Source organism: Segatella sp. (genome assembly GCF_977051555.1).
Genome location: NZ_CDRSSE010000035.1, coordinates 1 through 19,514, shown reverse-complemented (window position 1 = coordinate 19,514; position 19,514 = coordinate 1). Strand labels below are relative to the sequence as shown.

15 protein-coding genes are annotated in these 19,514 nt (G+C 44.2%); 10 read left to right on the top strand and 5 right to left on the bottom strand.

Annotated elements, in window-relative coordinates; genetic code table 11:
• The first annotated feature begins 74 nt into the window (after nt 1-74).
• Nucleotides 75-1,406, top strand: a complete 1,332-nt coding sequence (gene ftsZ, locus ACWJAO_RS09155) for a cell division protein FtsZ (RefSeq protein WP_144154561.1) — start codon at nt 75-77, stop codon at nt 1,404-1,406.
• Nucleotides 1,407-1,469: 63 nt separating this feature from the next.
• On the opposite strand, the gene recO is transcribed toward ftsZ, so the two are convergent.
• Nucleotides 1,470-2,195: a DNA repair protein RecO gene (recO, locus tag ACWJAO_RS09150; protein WP_449140041.1), complete on the bottom strand. Its 726-nt coding sequence runs from the start codon at nt 2,193-2,195 to the stop codon at nt 1,470-1,472.
• Nucleotides 2,196-2,428: 233 nt separating this feature from the next.
• On the opposite strand from recO, the gene rpsT reads away from it, so the two are divergent.
• The 4 genes from rpsT to ACWJAO_RS09130 all read left to right on the top strand — a co-directional run bounded on the left by rpsT (nt 2,429) and on the right by ACWJAO_RS09130 (nt 8,332).
• Nucleotides 2,429-2,683: a 30S ribosomal protein S20 gene (rpsT, locus tag ACWJAO_RS09145; protein WP_006847644.1), complete on the top strand. Its 255-nt coding sequence runs from the start codon at nt 2,429-2,431 to the stop codon at nt 2,681-2,683.
• A 309-nt stretch (nt 2,684-2,992) separates the two neighbouring features.
• Nucleotides 2,993-4,963 carry a DNA topoisomerase (ATP-hydrolyzing) subunit B gene (gene gyrB / locus ACWJAO_RS09140; RefSeq protein WP_118190179.1) on the top strand — a complete coding sequence of 657 codons (1,971 nt, stop codon included), beginning with the start codon at nt 2,993-2,995 and terminating at the stop codon, nt 4,961-4,963.
• Nucleotides 4,964-5,051: 88 nt separating this feature from the next.
• Nucleotides 5,052-7,424 carry a glycoside hydrolase family 95 protein gene (locus tag ACWJAO_RS09135; RefSeq protein ID WP_449140040.1) on the top strand — a complete coding sequence of 791 codons (2,373 nt, stop codon included), beginning with the start codon at nt 5,052-5,054 and terminating at the stop codon, nt 7,422-7,424.
• A gap of 14 nt (nt 7,425-7,438) precedes the next feature.
• Entirely contained in the window at nt 7,439-8,332 is an 894-nt protein-coding gene (locus ACWJAO_RS09130) for an alpha-L-rhamnosidase N-terminal domain-containing protein (protein ID WP_449140039.1), read from the top strand.
• Between the two features lie 83 nt (nt 8,333-8,415).
• Here ACWJAO_RS09130 and ACWJAO_RS09125 read toward each other — a convergent pair whose 3' ends face one another.
• The 4 genes from ACWJAO_RS09125 to ACWJAO_RS09110 all read right to left on the bottom strand — a co-directional run bounded on the left by ACWJAO_RS09125 (nt 8,416) and on the right by ACWJAO_RS09110 (nt 12,635).
• Nucleotides 8,416-9,051: a DUF3109 family protein gene (locus ACWJAO_RS09125; protein WP_449140038.1), complete on the bottom strand. Its 636-nt coding sequence runs from the start codon at nt 9,049-9,051 to the stop codon at nt 8,416-8,418.
• Between the two features lie 88 nt (nt 9,052-9,139).
• Nucleotides 9,140-9,805 (bottom strand): uracil-DNA glycosylase, encoded by a 666-nt coding sequence (locus ACWJAO_RS09120; RefSeq protein WP_449140037.1) that lies wholly within the window; start codon nt 9,803-9,805, stop codon nt 9,140-9,142.
• A 102-nt stretch (nt 9,806-9,907) separates the two neighbouring features.
• Complete coding sequence (gpmI, locus tag ACWJAO_RS09115; RefSeq protein ID WP_118067293.1) at nt 9,908-11,431, bottom strand: 2,3-bisphosphoglycerate-independent phosphoglycerate mutase; 1,524 nt, start codon at nt 11,429-11,431, stop codon at nt 9,908-9,910.
• 124 nt (nt 11,432-11,555) lie between these two features.
• Nucleotides 11,556-12,635 carry a winged helix-turn-helix domain-containing protein gene (locus ACWJAO_RS09110; protein ID WP_449140036.1) on the bottom strand — a complete coding sequence of 360 codons (1,080 nt, stop codon included), beginning with the start codon at nt 12,633-12,635 and terminating at the stop codon, nt 11,556-11,558.
• 203 nt (nt 12,636-12,838) lie between these two features.
• On the opposite strand from ACWJAO_RS09110, the gene ACWJAO_RS09105 reads away from it, so the two are divergent.
• The 5 genes from ACWJAO_RS09105 to ACWJAO_RS09085 all read left to right on the top strand — a co-directional run bounded on the left by ACWJAO_RS09105 (nt 12,839) and on the right by ACWJAO_RS09085 (nt 18,513).
• Nucleotides 12,839-13,702 carry a GLPGLI family protein gene (locus ACWJAO_RS09105; RefSeq protein WP_449140035.1) on the top strand — a complete coding sequence of 288 codons (864 nt, stop codon included), beginning with the start codon at nt 12,839-12,841 and terminating at the stop codon, nt 13,700-13,702.
• Between the two features lie 81 nt (nt 13,703-13,783).
• Nucleotides 13,784-16,291 carry a hypothetical protein gene (locus ACWJAO_RS09100; protein WP_449140034.1) on the top strand — a complete coding sequence of 836 codons (2,508 nt, stop codon included), beginning with the start codon at nt 13,784-13,786 and terminating at the stop codon, nt 16,289-16,291.
• Between the two features lie 163 nt (nt 16,292-16,454).
• Nucleotides 16,455-16,793, top strand: coding sequence for a helix-turn-helix domain-containing protein (locus tag ACWJAO_RS09095; RefSeq protein ID WP_449140033.1), 339 nt, complete (start codon nt 16,455-16,457; stop codon nt 16,791-16,793).
• A complete protein-coding gene (locus ACWJAO_RS09090) occupies nt 16,790-17,884 on the top strand; it encodes a type II toxin-antitoxin system HipA family toxin (protein ID WP_449140032.1) in 1,095 nt (364 codons plus the stop codon). The genes ACWJAO_RS09095 and ACWJAO_RS09090 overlap by 4 nt, the downstream gene beginning before the upstream one ends.
• Nucleotides 17,885-18,354: 470 nt before the next feature.
• Nucleotides 18,355-18,513: a hypothetical protein gene (locus ACWJAO_RS09085; RefSeq protein ID WP_449140052.1), complete on the top strand. Its 159-nt coding sequence runs from the start codon at nt 18,355-18,357 to the stop codon at nt 18,511-18,513.
• Nucleotides 18,514-19,514 lie beyond the last annotated feature (1,001 nt).

The window sequence follows — 19,514 nt, the reverse complement described above, 5'->3', positions numbered from 1 at the left end:
TTATCAGAAAATATATTTCACAACCAGTTAGATAATAAAAGCAGATTGATAAACCCTATAAAGATTATACGACTATGCTAGATAATGGAAACACTCCTCATATTCTTGACTTTGGGGAGCCAGAAAAAGAAAATAGCATCATCAAGGTGATTGGTGTTGGTGGTGGCGGTGGAAATGCCGTCAACCACATGTACCGCGAAGGTATACACGATGTAACATTCGTACTCTGCAACACAGACAACCAGGCACTTAACGACTCACCTGTGCCTGTACACCTGCAGCTAGGCAAGGAAGGTCTGGGTGCAGGAAACAAACCTGCCAAGGCACGCCAGGCTGCCGAAGAGACTCTTGAAGATATCAAGAACATGCTCAACGATGGAACAAAAATGGCATTCATCACAGCGGGTATGGGTGGCGGTACCGGTACAGGTGCAGCACCTGTCATCGCCAGAGTAAGTAAGGAGCTAGGTATTCTTACCGTTGGTATCGTAACCATCCCATTCCGTTTTGAAGGTCCTAAGAAGATTGACCAGGCATTGGATGGTGTAGAGGAAATGTCGAAGCATGTTGATGCCTTGCTGGTAATCAACAATGAGCGTCTTCGCCAGATTTATCCAGACCTTGCCGTTCTCGATGCCTTCGGCAAAGCAGACGACACCTTGAGTGTTGCTGCCAAGAGTATCGCAGAAATCATTACCGTACATGGACTCATCAACCTCGACTTCAATGATGTGAAGACCGTATTGAAAGATGGCGGTGTAGCTATCATGAGTACAGGTTATGGTGAGGGAGAAGGAAGAGTAAAGAAGGCGATAGAAGATGCCTTGAACTCACCCCTCCTTAACGATAATGACGTTTTCAACTCTAAGAAGATTCTGCTCAGTATCGCATTTGCAAGCGAGAAGAAGGATAATCCAGGCTTGACCATGGATGAGATGAATGATGTCAACGACTTTATGGAGAAATTCGGTGATGACTTCGAATTGAAATGGGGTCTTGCCATTGACCCAGAATTGGGAAGCCGCGTTAAGGTAACCGTTCTCGCAACAGGTTTCGGACTCGAGGATGTAGAGGGAATGAACCGCCACCTCAAGAAACATACTGAGGAAGAATCTCGCCGTCTCGCTGAAGAAGAGGAGAAACGTGCTGAAAGAGAAGACCGCCGAAAGCGCTATTATGGCAGCGATGGCAATACGACACAGTATAAGCGTCATCCACACATATTCCTGTTCCGCCAGGAAGATCTGGATAACGAGGATGTCATCCTACAGGTAGAGAACACGCCTACATATAAGCGTACCCGACAGACTCTGGAAGAAATCCGCAATATTGCTTCTGGCAATACAGAACCAAAAGAAGACAACAATGATGATGCTACAGTACAGGGCGTTATCAGTTTTGCCTAAACAGAGGACATAGCCAACGTCTGTTTCCCGTTTACATCAAGCAAGCGAGGAAACCTGAAAAGACTAAGCAAACAGTTCCTGAAGAACAGCAAAGCTCTTCATTTCCGAGAAACCTGGCAAATGAAGTTTATAATACTCCAGTATCACCTCTACACACCTGTTTCGTTCCATACGAGACATTGTGTAGAGGTGCATTGTTTTATAGTCTAAACGGAACAAAGACACAAGCCGCATAGAATCTTCCTTATTTAAATAATGTACGTGCGAAGGAACGTGAGCAACAAAGCATCCATCTACCAAATCAAAATAATCACCAGACATACCGCTCTCTATATTAGGCATAAAACCCAAATGAAAAGACAGCTGTATCATAAAGACAATATGGAAATTACCAATAGAACCTTTAGCACGGTCTAACCATTCGATACTGTCCTGTATGAAAAGATAGAGCGCATCATTAGCCTGCTCATGACGGGTAGCATATGAAAGCAGTTCTGCCAAGAACATGGAAATGCCAAGTTTGTATGGAGAAAAAGGGATATCAGAGAATGGAATCTGAATCGAAACATCCCTAAGGCGCTGCAGATTTGACTTGGGACGATAATCAAATTCTAAATTCAAGACCATGAGCGATTGGAAAAGCTGCCGTTTCATCTTCCCCTTAGATGACTTAGGCACACGTACCATAAAGGAGAGTCTCCCCAACTTTTCGGTGAAGAAATCCACGATAAGTTGAGAGTCCCCATACTTGATGGTTTGCAATACGATAGCACTAGTTTTTATCTCCATTTTGCCTAATATTAGTGAAAAACAGGGCAAAAATACAAAAAAATGCGCATTTAGCGAAAATTTTCCATGAAAAATTTGCTAGATTCAAATAAAAGTAGTAACTTTGCACCCGCAAATAAGCAATGGTCCCTTCGTCTATCGGTTAGGACGAGAGATTTTCATTCTCTAAAGAGCAGTTCGACTCTGCTAGGGACTACAAACATTTAAGAAATAAAAAAAATAACATAAAGAAGATGGCAAATCACAAATCATCAATCAAGAGAATCCGTCAGGACAAGAAGAAGGCTTTGCACAATAAGTATTATGCAAAGACTATGCGCAATGCTGTCCGCAAGTTGCGCAACATGTCTGACAAGGAAGAGGCTGCAAAGCTCTACCCTACTGTTCAGAAGCTTTTAGACAAGTTGGCTAAGATCAACGTTATCCACGACAACAAGGCTGCAAACTTGAAGTCTGGTCTTACAAAGCACATCGCTAAGTTGGCCTAACTTATAAGTCAAAGCAAAGAAATAAATAAGGCTGCAATCCTATGATAGGGGTCGCAGCCTTATTCTTTTCTATGAACCCGACTACCCATTTCCTGCATCATAAAATATTCCCATCACAACCGGATTTATACTACAACATACCCTATAAAAACGCGCAAAACGATTATAATACAGCTTTTTCAAGACACTTTTGCCGCTAAAGTTCACATTCTACGTTTTTTCTTCACTTTTTGGTGATTTTTCACAAACAAAAGTTCCTGTTTCTCAGCTTTTTTTAGTATCTTTGCACGGAAATAAGACAATACTAAAATGGCAGAAAATCAAAACAACGCAAATAATTACTCTGCGAGTAACATTCAGGTTCTGGAAGGCCTGGAAGCTGTTCGCAAACGTCCGGCGATGTATATTGGTGACATCTCCGAAAAGGGTCTTCATCACTTGGTAAACGAAACTGTAGACAACTCTATTGACGAAGCAATGGCGGGCTACTGTACCGACATCGAAGTTACCATCAACGAAGACAACTCTATCACCGTAGAAGATAATGGTCGTGGTATCCCTGTGGATATGCACGAGAAACTACATAAATCAGCCCTCGAAGTCGTTATGACCGTGCTTCACGCAGGTGGTAAGTTCGACAAGGGTTCTTACAAGGTATCTGGCGGTTTACATGGTGTGGGTGTAAGTTGTGTGAATGCACTTTCTACCCACATGTTGTCACAGGTGTTCCGTGGCGGCAAAATCTACCAGCAGGAATATGAGAAGGGTAAGCCTCTCTATCCGGTTAAGGTGGTAGGTGAAACCAACAAGCGCGGTACACGCCAGCAGTTCTGGCCAGATCCAACCATCTTTACCCACACTGTCTATAAGTGGGACATCATTGCCAACCGTATGCGCGAGTTGGCATTCCTCAATGCAGGTATCAAGATTACCTTGAGAGATTTGCGCCCTGACGAGGAAGGTAAGACCAAGGAGCAGGTTTTCCACGCTAAGGATGGTTTGAAGGAATTCGTCCGTTACGTAGACCGTCACCGCACTCATCTCTTCGATGATGTTATCTATCTGAAGACAGAAAAGCAGGGTATTCCTATCGAGATTGCTGTGATGTACAACACAGATTACTCTGAGAATATCCACTCATACGTCAATAACATCAATACCATTGAGGGTGGTACCCACCTGACTGGTTTCCGTATGGCGTTGACCCGCACATTGAAGGCTTACGCAGAAGCTGACCCAACCATCTCTAAGCAGATTGAGAAGGCAAAGGTAGAGATTGCACCAGAAGACTTCCGCGAGGGTCTTACTGCCGTTATCTCCATCAAGGTAGCTGAACCTCAGTTTGAGGGACAGACCAAGACCAAGCTCGGAAACAGCGAGGTACAGGGCGCCGTTCAGCAGGCTGTAAACGAGGCTTTGTCTGATTACCTGGAAGAACATCCAGACGAGGCTAAGCGCATCTGCGAAAAGGTTGTATTGGCTGCCACAGCACGTATCGCTGCCCGCAAGGCACGTGAGAGCGTTCAGCGCAAGAACTTCATGACAGGTGGTGGTCTTCCTGGTAAACTTGCCGATTGCTCAATGAAGGATCCTAAAGAATGCGAGATCTTCCTCGTCGAGGGTGATTCCGCCGGTGGTTCTGCCAAGCAGGGTCGCGACCGTTTCCGTCAGGCTATTCTCCCATTGCGTGGTAAGATTCTGAATGTAGAAAAGGTACAGTGGCACAAGGTATTCGAAGCAGAATCTGTTATGAATATCATCCAGAGTATCGGAGTCCGCTTCGGTGTAGATGGTGAGGACAGCAAGGAAGCCAACACAGATAAGTTGCGTTACGACAAGATTATTATCATGACCGATGCCGACGTCGATGGTTCTCACATCGACACATTGATTATGACACTCTTCTATCGTTTCATGCCAAAGGTTATCGAAGAAGGCCATCTGTATATCGCTACCCCACCACTCTACAAGTGTACTTATCGCAGCAAGGTAAGCGAATACTGCTATACAGAACAGCAGCGCCAGGCATTCATCGACAAGTATGGAGATGGATTAGAAGACAAGAACATCCACACCCAGCGATACAAAGGTTTGGGTGAGATGAATCCAGAGCAGCTTTGGGAAACCACTATGGACCCATCTACACGCTTACTCAAGCAGGTTACCATCGAGAATGCAGCCCAGGCTGATGAGATCTTCTCTATGTTGATGGGTGATGATGTGGAACCACGCCGCGAATTTATCGAGCAGAATGCCACATACGCAAACATCGACGCTTAAGACAATTCAACTAATTTACATAAGGGGCTGTGCCATTTGCCAATAAATGACACAGCCTCTGCTTATATAAAACCCAACAAACCAACTTATGAAACATTTACTTATCTCTTGTCTATTACTCTCTGCAGCAGGCACACTCCAGGCTGCCCCAAAGAGTAATATTCCACCGCTGAAGCTTTGGTACAATAAGCCAGCTACAGCCTTTGAAGAATCATTACCTATCGGTAACGGTAAGTTAGGTGCATTGATCTATGGTGGAGCCAACAATGACTCTATCTATCTCAACGACATCACCTTGTGGACAGGAAAGCCTGTCAATCGCGAGGAAGGAGGGGATGCCTACAAATGGATACCTAAGATTCGCGAGGCTCTGTTCAAAGAAGATTACAAGGCAGCCGACTCTTTACAACTGCATGTACAAGGACACAATTCAGAATATTATCAGCCACTTGCCATCATCAATATCAAAGATGCAAATAAAGGACAATTCAGCAACTACAAGCGTGAATTGAGTCTTGACAACGCTACGGCTGCATTGAGTTATACAAGAGGGGGAATACAATACCAGCGAGAATATTTCGCATCACATCCGGACAAGATGATTGCCATTCGCCTGACAGCTTCACAGAAGAAAGCCATCAACTGCGACATCTCTCTCACTTCTCTGATTTCTCATCAGGTAAAAGCTTCCAATAAGCAACTCACCATCACGGGCCATGCTATGGGAAAGCCTGAGAACAGTACTCACTTCTGCTCCATCCTCAGCATTAAAAACCAGGACGGAACCATTACTGCCTCAGATTCTATCCTCCATCTGCAGGGCGTAAGCGAAGCTGTTATCTATTTAGTGAATGAAACCAGCTACAACGGATTCGACAAGCATCCGGTAAAAGAAGGGGCTCCATATATTGAAAAGGTTAACGACAATGCCTGGCACTTGGTCAACTATACCTACCCAGAGTTAAAACAGCGTCATATAACCGATTATCAGAACATCTTCAACCGCGCCAAGTTTGCACTCAAGGGAGCGAAGTTCGACAACAAGCGAACCACCGACCAGCAACTCTTTGATTACACAGAGAAAGAAGAGCAAAACCCTTACCTGGAAATGCTCTACTTCCAATATGGAAGATATCTTCTGATCAGCTGTTCGAGAACTCCAGGCATTCCTGCCAATCTCCAGGGACTTTGGGCTCCGGCACGAAAATCTCCTTGGCGTGGAAACTACACCATCAACATCAACCTGGAAGAAAACTATTGGCCAGCAGAGGTAACCAACATGTCTGAGCTTGTAATGCCTGTAGACGGACTGGTGAAAGCCATGTCTGTAACAGGAAAATATACAGCAAAGCACTATTATGGAATTGAAAATGGCTGGTGCGGCGGACACAACACTGACGCATGGGCAATGACCAATCCTGTTGGAACCAAGAAAGAGAGTCCTAAGTGGAGCAACTGGAACATGGGAGGTGCCTGGCTTGTACAAACCTTATGGGATCACTACGATTACACCCGCGATAAGGAATATCTACGCCAGACAGCCTATCCATTGATGAAAGGTGCAGCAGACTTCATGCTTGACTGGATAATAGAGAACCCGAAGAAACCGGGCGAACTGATTACTGCCCCTTGCACTTCACCTGAGGCAGAATATATCACCGACAAGGGCTATCAAGGCTGCAGTTTCTATGGAGGTACTGCCGATCTTGCCATCTTGAGAGAATTGTTTAAAAACACACTCAAAGGTGCTCAGATTCTCGGTATAGATCAAGCTTATCAGACAAAATTACAAGATGCAATCAATCGTCTGCACCCTTATCAGATAGGAAAGCGCGGTAATCTGCAGGAATGGTATTACGATTGGGATGACCAGGATTGGCATCATCGCCACCAGTCACACCTTCTCGGTTTACACCCATTCTATCAAATTTCATTAGATAAGACTCCAGATTTAGCAGCAGCTGCTGCCAAGACTCTTGAGATAAAAGGAGACTTCTCTACCGGTTGGAGCACAGGATGGCGTATCAGTTTATGGGCTCGCCTGCACAGAGCAGACAAGTCATATTCTATGATCAGGAAATTGCTTAACTATGTACATCCGGGCAATTACAACAATCCGAAGAATCGCCCTTCAGGAGGAACTTATCCAAATCTCTTCGATGCTCACCCACCATTCCAGATTGACGGAAACTTCTGCGGTACATCGGGCTTCTGTGAAATGCTGATGCAATGCAATGGCGAGACCATGGAACTTCTTCCTGCGCTTCCTAAAGAATGGGTAGCAGGCGAAATTAAGGGCATCAAAGCACGAGGAAACTATGAGATTCATCTCGTATGGAACAAAGGAAAGGTCAGCAAAGCTTCCATCACCAGCAAGAATGCCGGCAACCTGACCGTCAAGTATAATGGTAAGCAGAAAGCATTAAGTTTCAAAGCTGGCGAAACAAAACTCATAAAATAGACAAATCATCATCTATGAGATATTTTACAATTCTCATCTTTACAACTCTCTGGGTACTGAATTCCTATGCACAGGAATTCGGTACCCATTGGGTATCATACCCATTCCCCAACGATTCTTCAGAGATATTATACAGGAAGATATATCATCTTGATCAAAAGCCTTTAAAGGCTGAGATAAGCATGGCAAGTGGAGGAAATACCCGCCTATACATCAACGAAAGAAATGCTACGCCAAGCATTTTCAACGAAGGAGCCAAAGACAGCATCCTTCTGATGCAATCTATAGATATCTCCAGATATCTGAAAAAGGGCGAAAATATTATTGCGGTCTGGTATGCACCAGGAAGAACAAGAAGCAAGAGCAAACAACTGTCATTGGAATTCCATGGCTGGTATACAGACTCTGTTTCTTTTTATCATAAAGCAGACGAAACATGGTGGTGCAAACCCCTGAAGGGCGGCAGTTACAACGAAAAAGAACACTTTGACAATAGAATATACACTACTGAGTGGAAATCGGCTGAATACCAATCTTCAGGATGGGTTCATCCGACAGGCGCCTTCAAAGATACGGTAAACTATATCTTTGTTGACCAGCTGCCATACCTCACCCAGAACAAACTTCAAATGGTATTAGAACCATACCAGGAGGAATTCGACCATCAAGGATGCCGTATAGACTTCGGACGTCCGTTCCGCGGAACCATCCGGCTCACGATACGCAATGCCAGCAAAGGAACAAAACTTCATATTAACGGAAACCAATATGTATGCAGTGGAGAAATGGACGAGCAAGCCTATTACCGTTTCCATGCTGAGCAACAAAAAGATTTCATGATAACTTGGGATAAAGGCTTCAGAAGAAGTAATATCACAAATATAGAAGGATTAGAGATTTCGGAATAAGCTCAACAGCGTTTCGAAATCTCTTTTTTTATAAAAAACAAAAAGACTTCGGAACTTTTACCTTCCAAAGTCTCTAACAGAACTTAATCTTCCAATTCGGCAAGCACTTGCTCTGCCACTTCACAAAGCTCATCATACCATTCCTTGCCGAATTTCTCAATCAACGGACCCTCCAGGAACTTATAAACCGGAAGATTCAACTCCTCACCCTTCTTGATGGCATCCTTGCAGATGCGCCACTTGTTATAGTTGATGCCATACACCTCGTTGCCGAAATCCTTGGCACGGATTGGATACAAAGCACAGGAGATAGGCTTCTTGAACTTCGACTTGCCTTCGCGATAAGCACGTTCCAAGGCACAGAGACAGCAGTTAGGAATCGTATGTCCATCGCCCAGGTCTTTCAAATCCTGATAGCAGGTAAACACACAATCCTTACCATTCACGATGCTCGTTACCAAATCGCCTTCAATATCGGTATAAGCCACGCCCTGCTTATCAATGATAGCCTGAGCAGAAGCCGAGAGATCATCCCAAACCACATCGAGCGCATCCTCTATCTCCATGATTTCATCCAGGGTTACAGGAGCTCCCGCATCGCCTTCGATGCAGCACTCACCCTTGCAGGCATCAAGGTCGCAACAGAATTTTTCGGTGATAATATCAGGTGAAACCAATACGTTGCCCACCTGCAGAATACGCAGTTCGTCTTTCTTCATAATGTTTTTTGAGATGAATAAATGTCTTAGATATATATTAAAAATGATAGCTACCCATGAGTGGATAGCTATATATTAATAGGTGTGCCTACCATTGGATAGGCGCAATCCCGTTCTGCTGCAGATATGCATTGCAGCGGGAGAAATGATGATTGCCAAACCATCCGCCTCTGTTGGCAGATAATGGCGATGGATGCACGCTCTGCAATATCAAGTGCTTGCTCGTATCGATGAGGTTAGCCTTGCTGCGGGCATAACCGCCCCAAAGGATAAACACCAAATGCTCCTTATCCTTGCTGAGTGCCTTGATAGCAGCATCGGTAAACTCCTCCCAGCCTTTGCGCTGATGGCTCGCTGCCTGATGGGCACGAACGGTCAACGTGGCATTGAGCAACAATACTCCCTGCTTTGCCCAACGGGTCAAATCACCCGTGGCTGGCATCGGAGTACCGAGATCCATCTGAATCTCCTTGAATATATTAATCAATGATGGTGGAAAAGTGATTCCTTCAGGCACGGAGAAACTCAATCCCATCGCCTGCCCCGGCTCATGGTAAGGATCCTGTCCGATAATCACTACCTTTACATCATTAAAAGGACAGAGATTGAAGGCATTGAAAATCAAGCGGCCAGGAGGATAACAGGGCGTACGCAGGTATTCCTCTTTCACGAAATTTGTGAGGTTAACAAAATACTGCTTGTCGAACTCTTCTCCTATATGCTGTCTCCAACTTTCTTCTATCTTTACGTTCATACTTAATATAAATTCAAAAGTATCTTAAGATACTTACGCAAGTATCCTAAGATACTTAGCCAAGTATCTTAGGATACTTTTTTGAAGTATATAAAATCGTTTTTACTTGTTGTCAGAAATCAAGTTCTCACCAGTCATATCTGCAGGCTTCTCCAAGCCCATGATATGGAGGATAGAAGGAGCGACGTCTGCCAAACGACCATCCTTAACGGTAGCTGAGTTGTTGTCAGTTACGTAGATGAATGGAACTGGGTTCAAAGAGTGAGCGGTGTTTGGTGTACCGTCCTCATTGATTGCGTGGTCAGCATTACCGTGGTCAGCGATGATGATAGCCTCATAATCGTTAGCCTTGGCAGCCTCGATAACGTCCTTTACGCAGTTGTCAACAGCGTGAACAGCCTTAGCGATAGCGTTGTAGATACCTGTGTGACCTACCATATCACCATTAGCGAAGTTAACTACGATGAAGTCGTACTCCTGTGTGTTGATAGCACCAACCAGCTTATCCTTTACCTCGTAAGCGCTCATCTCTGGCTTCAGGTCGTATGTAGCCACCTTTGGAGAAGGAACCAGGATACGGTCCTCGCCCTCGTATGGAGTCTCACGACCACCATTGAAGAAGAATGTTACGTGAGCATACTTCTCGGTCTCTGCAGTGTGGAGCTGCTTCTTGCCCTGTGCGCTCAAGTACTCACCGAGGGTATTCATTACGTTCTCCTTAGGGAAGAGGATGTGAACGCCCTGGAAACTTGCATCGTATGGAGTCATGCAGTAGTACTGCAAGTCCTTGATGGTGTGCATGCCTTCCTCTGGCATATCCTGCTGAGTCAATACCTGGGTCAACTCCTTAGCACGGTCGTTACGGTAGTTGATGAAGATAACAACATCACCCTCCTGGATAGTACCGTCAACCTTAGAGTTATTGATTGGCTTGATGAACTCGTCAGTTACGTCCTCATCATAGCTCTCCTGCATTGCCTTCACCATATCGTCAGCCTGCTTACCCTTACCCTCAACGAGCAAGTCGTATGCTTCCTTCACACGGTTCCAACGCTTGTCACGGTCCATAGCATAGAAACGGCCTACGATGCTTGCGATATGTGCACCGTTCTTGTCGCAGCAAGCCTGCACCTCCTCGATGAAGCCCTTACCGCTCTTAGGGTCTGTATCACGACCATCCATGAAACAGTGAACGTATGTCTCCTTCAAACCATATTCCTTACCAATCTCAATCAACTTGAAGAGGTGATCCAAAGAAGAGTGAACACCACCAGTAGAAGTCAAGCCCATCAAGTGGAGCTTCTTACCTGTCTTCTGAGCATAGCTGTAAGCGTTGATGATCTCCTGATTCTTCAGGATGTCACCACTCTCGCAAGCCTTGTTGATCTTAACGAGGTCCTGATATACCACACGACCAGCACCAATGTTGAGGTGACCTACCTCTGAGTTACCCATCTGACCTTTAGGAAGACCTACGTCCTCGCCACAAGTCTGGAGAGTAGAATGTGCTGAAACTGCTGTCAAATAATCGAGATAAGGAGTTGGAGTCTTGAAGATAACATCACCCTTATCATGCTTACCGATTCCCCATCCGTCGAGAATCATTAAAAGAGCTTTTTTTGCCATAATTACATAAAATGATTTAAATTCGAATTTCGACTGCAAAGTTACAACAAAATAGGTGAAGGACAAAATAAATTAAGATAAAAAAACTTCCACCTTTCTAAAAAGATGAGAGTTGATTACAAGATCAACAGGTTCGCAGGATATATCCCTTCTTGATGACGGCTTCGATGCTTACCTTTTCATCCAGGTTCAATGCACGTCGAAGATAGGTAATCTGCACGTTCAGGGCAAGGGAATTGGAGTAAGAGTCATCCCCCCAGACTTCATTCAGTATGAAATCCCGCTCTACAAGCTGGTTCTGGTTCTCGGCAAGAAGCTTCAGAATTTCTGCTTGACGAGATGTGATGACTACTCTGGAATTACCACATTGCAGTTCATTCTGCGCATAATAGAAGTCGATGGAACCGATTGAAACAGCGGCTTCTTCACCTTTATCGTCTTCTTTCGGTTGCTTCAACTCATAAATCATATTCTTCAGGAACTCATGACGAATGCCATCAATGCGTTTCTGGAAGACTATGGTCTTCACCAGATAATACAGACATCCTATCAAGATGAAAAAGAGAAAGATGCTTCCTATCAGTTGCCACATCATGGCTTTGAGCGTTCGAGTAATAGGAATGGAAACCTGAAAGGAAATACCTTGGCGAAACATTGGATTCGTCTGATACTTCACCGTCACCAGACGTGACCATCTGCCTTCGACATCATATCTTGCATTCAGGAAGACGGTCTTGTAATCCTGATGTCGAAAAGAGGATATTTTCCCATATCCCTTATCATCCAGTAATCTTTGATAGGCAGCCAAAGAAGGATGCTTACCTATATAAGCCAGATATCTGCTGATGATGAGATAAGCATCATCGCCTGTAAGATCAGGATCATTCATACGGACAAGAAAACGGTGATTGTTCCAGAAAGAAAGCGTAGTACGACTACATCCCTTCTTCATATCATATTGAGATTCTACCTTGAGCATAACCGTATCTCTTCTACCTTTTGTAGATGAATTCTCCTGCAACTTTTTTCTATTCTTCAAATCTTGCGCCAACACCTCATCACAATCCTTCTTGAATTGCTCTACCTGCTGGTTTAAGCTATATTGGCATTGCAGATGGAGCCAATAAGCCTGCGTGCAGAACAACAATACGATTGCTACCCCACATACCATCCATACTATTTTCAGTTTGCTGTTACTGTTCATACATTCCTGATCTTTTGAATTTGACGGCAAAGTTACTGAAAAATCCGTAAACAAAGGCATGAGTAATAAAATAATAATAGGCGAAAAGATGCAAAAGTAATAACTCAGTAACAGAAATCATCGAGTTCATCGGACAATCACAGTACCTTTGCATCGTCAAAATGAATAAAGCAGATAAAACAAAGAATAAATAGACGAAGATTATGAAAAAGGTATTATTGATGACATGGCTTGCATTATATGCTTGCATGCTCCAAGCTCAAACAGTAAACCTGTTCGATGAATCAAGCATCGGCATGGGAGATTCCATTGACCAGGTAAAGTATCAGGTAGTATATGATGCCCTGTATATTTACGAAAAGAAATATACCAAGACCGACACCATCATTGGCCGTATCGAAGAGAAAATGCTCTTGCAGATTGGCAACAAGTATTCCGCATTCTACAGTTATCCGATATTTCAAAGAGACTCTACCATCTCTGCGAATATGGCAAAAGGAATACCTGTTAATTTCTCCGGTAATGGCGGACAGATTAATTGGAAAGTATATAAGAACTATCCTGAACAGGGCAAGACAGCCTATCTCGATTTCTTTGCAGCCGACAGATATGTGTGCATTGAACCGATGGAACCGATAGACTGGCAGCTCACTGACAGCATCGATTCCATCTGCGGTTACGAGTGCCACCAGGCAATTGCCAAGTTTAAAGGTAGAACCTGGATAGCATGGTACACGGAAGACATCCCTATTGACAATGGTCCCTGGAAACTGGGCGGACTGCCGGGATTGATACTCAAGGCTCACGACTCCGAGAACGATTATGGATTTACAGCTGTAGGACTCACTACAGGCAAAGGCTCCACACCTATCTACTATAAAGGTAAGACATTCGAGCCTATCGACCGCAAATCACTGACCTCCATTTACAAGAAATACTATGCCGACCCAATCGGCTATCTGCTTCAAGATGCCAAGTATGCTGCAATCGTAAAGATCAAGGATGAGAAAGGAAATATCCTGAAGCATTCCAAGCGTGCTGAGCCATACAATCCGATTGAAAGATAATTAGCAGTTTACTTTTTAGCAAGACAAGCATCTTAAAAAGATTAGCAAGATAAGTATCTAAGGTATAAAAGAAAAAAGAAGATGAAGAAAATAATCGTTCTTTTCACTATTCTGCTCGTGGCGTGCCATGCGTTTGCCCAAGAGAAGATTAGCGGTTATGTGGAAGATTCACTTACACACAACCGCCTGGCCAACGTATCGGTTACTCTGCTGCGCAATGGAAAGCCCTTGAAGTTTACACGCAGCAAGGAAGACGGAACTTTCCAGATTCCCATAGCACAAAAGCAAGCCAGTGATATGCTGCAAGCTACCTATATGGGCTATAAAAAGCAAAAAACGGCGGTTTCATCGGAAAAAGAGACCGTAATCAGCATGGCTTCCACCGCTTTTGTATTGAAAGAAGTACAAGTGAAAGGCTCACGCATTACGGGACGGGATACCATTTCTTTCGATCTCACCCGCTTTGCCAATGAACGGGACAACAGTCTGAAGGATGTATTGAAAAAGCTGCCGGGCGTGGATATAGAGAAGAATGGCCGTATCAATTACAATGGTAAACCTATCAATAGATTCACCGTGGAAGGACTTGACCTGACTGGTGGCAAATACAACCAGCTAGAGGAGAACATCAAGGCGAAAGACGTAAAAAAGGCCGAAGTCATCGAGCACGGCCAACCAATCAAGGCGCTCCAGAACAAGACTTTTACCGATAATATCGCAATGAATATCGCCCTGAAGGATAGTGCCAGAGATAAACTGTTGCCTACCATCAAGCCCTATCTGCTGGTTGGGAGTCCTACCCACGTAGGTGGTGAACTCAATCTGATGCAGATAGGCAAGAAAAAACAGCTGATGTATAATGCGGCATACGATAGAACCGGCAAGAATCTTGGCTACTCTCTGGAAACCCTTGCTTCCTACAGCGACAGATTGAAAGCAGCCGCATTGCCTTCCTGGCATAGTGCACCCAGTCTGGAAGCGCCAATAGACGATGAAAGATTACGATTCAACACCACCCAGAAGTATTCCATCAACCAAATCAGTAAGAACAAGCAGGATGCAGAAAGCCGTATTGAGGCGAACTATCTGCGCCAGGTTGTCCGCCAGCAACGGGAGAACACCTCTGTTTACAACCTTGGCGGCGAAGCCCCGATTACAACCACGGAGCAGAACCACAAGACAATGATTAGCGATGTCTTCAGACTGGAATGGGAGAACAAGGTAAACCAAACCAATCATTATGGCAATGAGAACATCAGCCTCAACGTAAGCCAGAACGATGGCTTGTCGAATATCAACGATACGCTTACCCAGCGCATCCGTATTCCAAAGATAGACATCGCAGGCAGCCTCTACCGCCTCTTCGTCTTCAAGAAGAGCCAGTTCTCCTGGCGCTCCACAGCCGATTATCACCATGGAGTATCCGATCTCTATGTGAATGACGACCGCAACCGCCTGCGCAGCAACCTGTGGCATACAACTCACGCCCTGTCATGGCAGAAGAACCGGTTCCACTGGATGCAGCGTTATCTGGTAAGCATAGATGCTAACAACATCCATATCAAAAATGAAGCAAATAGAGGTATCAGTCAGAGTAGTCTCAACCTGACAGGTAAGGTCTCTCCATACTGGCAATACAAGACGGAGACCTTCAGAATATCGTTTTCTCCTGATCTTATCTGGGAGCGCTTTACCTATCCAAAGAAGACATTATGGGCGGTTTCACCGTTCTTATATCTCAATAAGAAGTTGAATTTCCGCCAGGAAATGACAACCTATTTCGGATATACTACCAGTACGGGCGATGCGAAGAACTATGCCTTGAGCCAATATCGCCGCAGTTATCGTTCCTGGTATGTTTCGGGCGACATCATCCCTGTCACCCGTTCGCTGTACGGAAATCTCTCCTACGAATACAAGCGTCCTATCAAGGAGATTTTCTTCTCAGCTTCAATCAACGCCAACCGTTTCTGGATGAATACAGCTTCCGACCTGCGCATCGTGAACGGCAACTACTATACCTCTTTATATAAGCAGGACAGCAAGAGCGATAACATCGGAGGTTCTCTCTACATCTCCAAGGGATTCTACGATCTGCATCTGAAGCCCCGACTCACAGCCACCTACAACTACAGCCAGGGTGAACAATACTCATCGGGGAAAGCTATCGGCTATACTGCCAATACCTATTCCTTGAAGCCAAGCATTGACTACTCGCCATCCTGGTGTGCCCTGAGTTATGAGGGAGAATTCACGAAATATGACTCAAAGAGTCCAAATCAAGCGATTTCATCGCTATTCAACTGGAAGCAGACCTTCTCAGCCACCGCCACCATCAGTCATATCGACCTCACCTTCTCACTGGTACATTACCATAACGAATTGCAAGGAGGCAGCAAGGTGAATACACTCCTTGGCGATGCATCGGCAGTATGGAGAATGAAAAAGCTCCGCCTTTCTGCAGAGCTTCGAAACCTTTTCAATAAGAAGAACTATATGGAAACCATCTATAGCGGCATCAGTACTTTGACCGACAGCTATCATCTTCGCCCTCGCGAACTGATGATTTCCGCCCAGTATTCCTTCTAAACAAGAACTCCCATCTCAGAAAAGAGACGGGAGTTCTTTGCCTTTGAGGATAAGAGAACAAGTTAAGAGGGATTTTAACTTTTTTAGTTCATTTTTATTTGGAACATAATATTATTTTTTGTATCTTTGCAACTGATAATATCTTATTATTATCCCAATGATTATGCAAGAAACGAATAATATATTAGCAATATTGGATAACTACCTCCACGACAATCCTGATGAGATTGCAAAGGAGATGGCAAACGACTTTAGAAAACGAAGAATAGAGAAGAATCTGACACGTGAGCAAGTGGCAGACAAATCAGGCGTTGCCGTCAGCAACATCACCAGATTCGAGCAAAAGGGACTCATCTCTCTCAAGAATCTGATAGGTATTGCCATAGCTTTGGAATACACCTCAGAAATCAAGAACATCTTCTCGCAACCCAAGTACTCCACCATGGAGGAGTTGCAACAGATAAAAAGAAACGCTAACAAGAAAAAGGCATACAGACTATGAAACATATAGAATCTTTAGCCGTGAAATATCACCAGGAGAAAGTCGGCACACTGTCATTGAGTGCCGATGGAAAGGTATGCACCTTCGAGTATGACAACCAGTGGTTGGTATCTGGCTTTAGTATATCTCCGCTGGAATTGCCACTGAAGCCTGGTCTTTTCATTGCCAAAGCCACCCCTTTCAACGGGAACTTTGGCATCTTCGAAGACAGCCTTCCCGATGGATATGGCAGATACCTATTGCATAAAGCCTTGCTAAAAGAGGGCATCAACGACTTTGAACTATCTGCTCTCGACCGACTGAGCATCGTAGGCAATGGAGGTATGGGCGCATTGACCTACGAACCTATAACTTCAATCCAGACAGGACACGAGATAGAGGACTTTGACCTTTTACAAGCCAAAGCCTTGGAGGTATTGAAGGAGCAACAGGATAATGACGCTGGATTGCTATTATATAATAGTGGTAATAGTGGCGGTTGTCGCCCGAAAGCCATTTTCACAAATGAGGATGGTCATTGGTTGGTCAAGTTTCGCCATACCTACGACCCACAAGATATGGGAAAACAAGAATACCATTACAATGAGATAGCCAAGCAATGTGGTATCCAAGTCCCCGACTTCAAACTGGTAAACAACAAGTATTTTGCCTGCCGTCGCTTCGACATTTCTCCAACAGGCGAACGCGTTCACGTAGCCACAGCTGGAGCCTTGCTCAACGTTTCCCTTTCCAACCCCATTCTCGATTACCTCAACCTTTTGGCACTTACCGGTTATCTTACCCAGAGCCAAGAGGATGTGGAAGAGATGTTCCGTCGCATGGTTTTTAATTACATAATGGACAACAAGGACGACCACTGCAAGAACTTCTCTTTCTTGGTTCAGAAGGAGAGCGATGGCAAATGGCACTGGCATTTAGCCCCTGCCTACGACCTCACCCATTGCACCGAGGGATATAATGGTGAACACGCAACATCTGTAAATGGGACTGGCCATCCGACTATAGAGGATATGATTGCCGTTGGCGTAAAAAATAAAATGAAGGAAAACAGATGCCGCGAAATCTACGAAGAGATAAGCGAACAATGCTAGAATAAAAGCGTACTATCTGCGTGCGCTGTGTGGCCTATTCCTGTAGCAGAATTACGAGAATATGCTATTTGGGGAGGAGTGCCTCGTTATTGGGAATTGCGTAGGGATTATCCTGATAAGGAAACGGCAATTCGTAAGGTATTGCTTGATCCGCAGGAACCTTTGATAGAAGAACCTCAACGCCTACTTCGTGATGATATGAGGGATACGGTGCAGGCATCTACTTTGTTGACAATTATAGGCAATGGTGCCAACAAATTGTCTGAAATTGCAACTAGGGCAGGTAAAGACAGTAGCACGATTTCTGAACCTTTAAGAAGTTGCGAGATCTCAGCTATGTTAGTCGAGAAGTTCCTTTTGGTGAGAGTCCTAAGAAAAGTAAGAAGGGGATTTATCATATCAATGATTCTCTTTTACGTTTTCACTATCAGTTTATTGTGCCTTATCGTTCTATTTTGGAATTGGGAAGAATGGATATGGTGATGCAAGTGGTTCTAGCTCAACTTCCACAATTTATAGGTCAATGCTGGGAATTACTTCGACCTGTATGGTTGAAATTACGCAATAGAAAGGGCAGAAGCTCCTGGGAACTTTTGGGCTTTCAGCCCGTTGCAATCATACAGTTCTAACTATATCAGTATTCGGTAGTATTACATGTGTATATTTCTCTAATTTAATGTCATATTTGCCACGCTCGTTTTAACTCTTTGATTATGAGTGAATAACGGGTGGCAATAAGGGGCGTTTTATTGTCACTTTATTGCCACCTGTTACCACTTTTGGCATAAAATCAGCAAAATATAGGTGTTTTAGAGGGATTTTTGGGTGAAAACTAAGACGATATTGAGCAAAAATACTGTTTTTTCGGTTCAATATTAGGCTTTTCCAATCGTTTTTTGCAATTTTACTGGCGATAAAAGGAAGAAAAATACATACTGACGCAGTAAAAGATACATCCCGATGCAGTAAAAAATGCGTCCCGATGTAGCATTTGCTATGTCCCGACGCAGCAAAAGTTACGTCCGGATGTAGTAAAAGATACGTCGTGACGTAATTTCAGAAGCAACCTGGTTGCCATCCGGAAAGGCTTTTTCTAACTTCAAGTGAACCTCTTGTTAGCTACAAGTGAGCCTCACTTGAACTTTATGTAGACTATTCGCCGTCACGCAAGAAGCGCCCAAAAATCGCCCGTACTTTGGGCACTCTATGCCCTCAGTACGGGCAATGAGTACCCACTACTTGTTCTCTTGATGCCCGTCACTTGGTCCCTAAGTGCCCACTTGATGGTCACAGATAGACCGCTTAATGGTCTCTGACAGAATATCTTATGTACTTTTATTCCTAATCATAATCAGACTTGTCAATCTTTCCTCTCCTATTCTTTGTTTGTATTGCCATTTATTACATACTGGAAGTGTAGAGGCTAAAGCTTTTATAAAACAGGAGTTGTAAACACTTCTTTTTTGGCCTTTTAATTCAACTCAAAGCCTTATTTTATGATACTTCTTGGTAAGCGGCTCCGCGTTTATACCATTGCAGTCTTCTCATTTGTTCGTACCTTTGCACCATAGTTTTAAAAGCACATGAATTATGACAGCAAACGAACGTTATGAGAAGGCTTGGGATTCCT

Excerpts from the sequence above, each read along its gene's own strand:
- ACWJAO_RS09105 (WP_449140035.1), top strand. The coding sequence starts at position 12,839 with ATGAAAAAGGTATTATTGATGACATGGCTTGCATTATATGCTTGCATG.
- rpsT (WP_006847644.1), top strand. The coding sequence starts at position 2,429 with ATGGCAAATCACAAATCATCAATCAAGAGAATCCGTCAGGACAAGAAG.
- gyrB (WP_118190179.1), top strand. The coding sequence starts at position 2,993 with ATGGCAGAAAATCAAAACAACGCAAATAATTACTCTGCGAGTAACATT.
- ACWJAO_RS09085 (WP_449140052.1), top strand. The coding sequence starts at position 18,355 with ATGGATATGGTGATGCAAGTGGTTCTAGCTCAACTTCCACAATTTATA.
- ACWJAO_RS09110 (WP_449140036.1), bottom strand. The coding sequence starts at position 12,635 with ATGAACAGTAACAGCAAACTGAAAATAGTATGGATGGTATGTGGGGTA.
- ACWJAO_RS09130 (WP_449140039.1), top strand. The coding sequence starts at position 7,439 with ATGAGATATTTTACAATTCTCATCTTTACAACTCTCTGGGTACTGAAT.
- ACWJAO_RS09090 (WP_449140032.1), top strand. The coding sequence starts at position 16,790 with ATGAAACATATAGAATCTTTAGCCGTGAAATATCACCAGGAGAAAGTC.
- ACWJAO_RS09095 (WP_449140033.1), top strand. The coding sequence starts at position 16,455 with ATGCAAGAAACGAATAATATATTAGCAATATTGGATAACTACCTCCAC.
- ACWJAO_RS09135 (WP_449140040.1), top strand. The coding sequence starts at position 5,052 with ATGAAACATTTACTTATCTCTTGTCTATTACTCTCTGCAGCAGGCACA.
- ACWJAO_RS09125 (WP_449140038.1), bottom strand. The coding sequence starts at position 9,051 with ATGAAGAAAGACGAACTGCGTATTCTGCAGGTGGGCAACGTATTGGTT.
- ACWJAO_RS09120 (WP_449140037.1), bottom strand. The coding sequence starts at position 9,805 with ATGAACGTAAAGATAGAAGAAAGTTGGAGACAGCATATAGGAGAAGAG.
- ftsZ (WP_144154561.1), top strand. The coding sequence starts at position 75 with ATGCTAGATAATGGAAACACTCCTCATATTCTTGACTTTGGGGAGCCA.
- recO (WP_449140041.1), bottom strand. The coding sequence starts at position 2,195 with ATGGAGATAAAAACTAGTGCTATCGTATTGCAAACCATCAAGTATGGG.
- gpmI (WP_118067293.1), bottom strand. The coding sequence starts at position 11,431 with ATGGCAAAAAAAGCTCTTTTAATGATTCTCGACGGATGGGGAATCGGT.
- ACWJAO_RS09100 (WP_449140034.1), top strand. The coding sequence starts at position 13,784 with ATGAAGAAAATAATCGTTCTTTTCACTATTCTGCTCGTGGCGTGCCAT.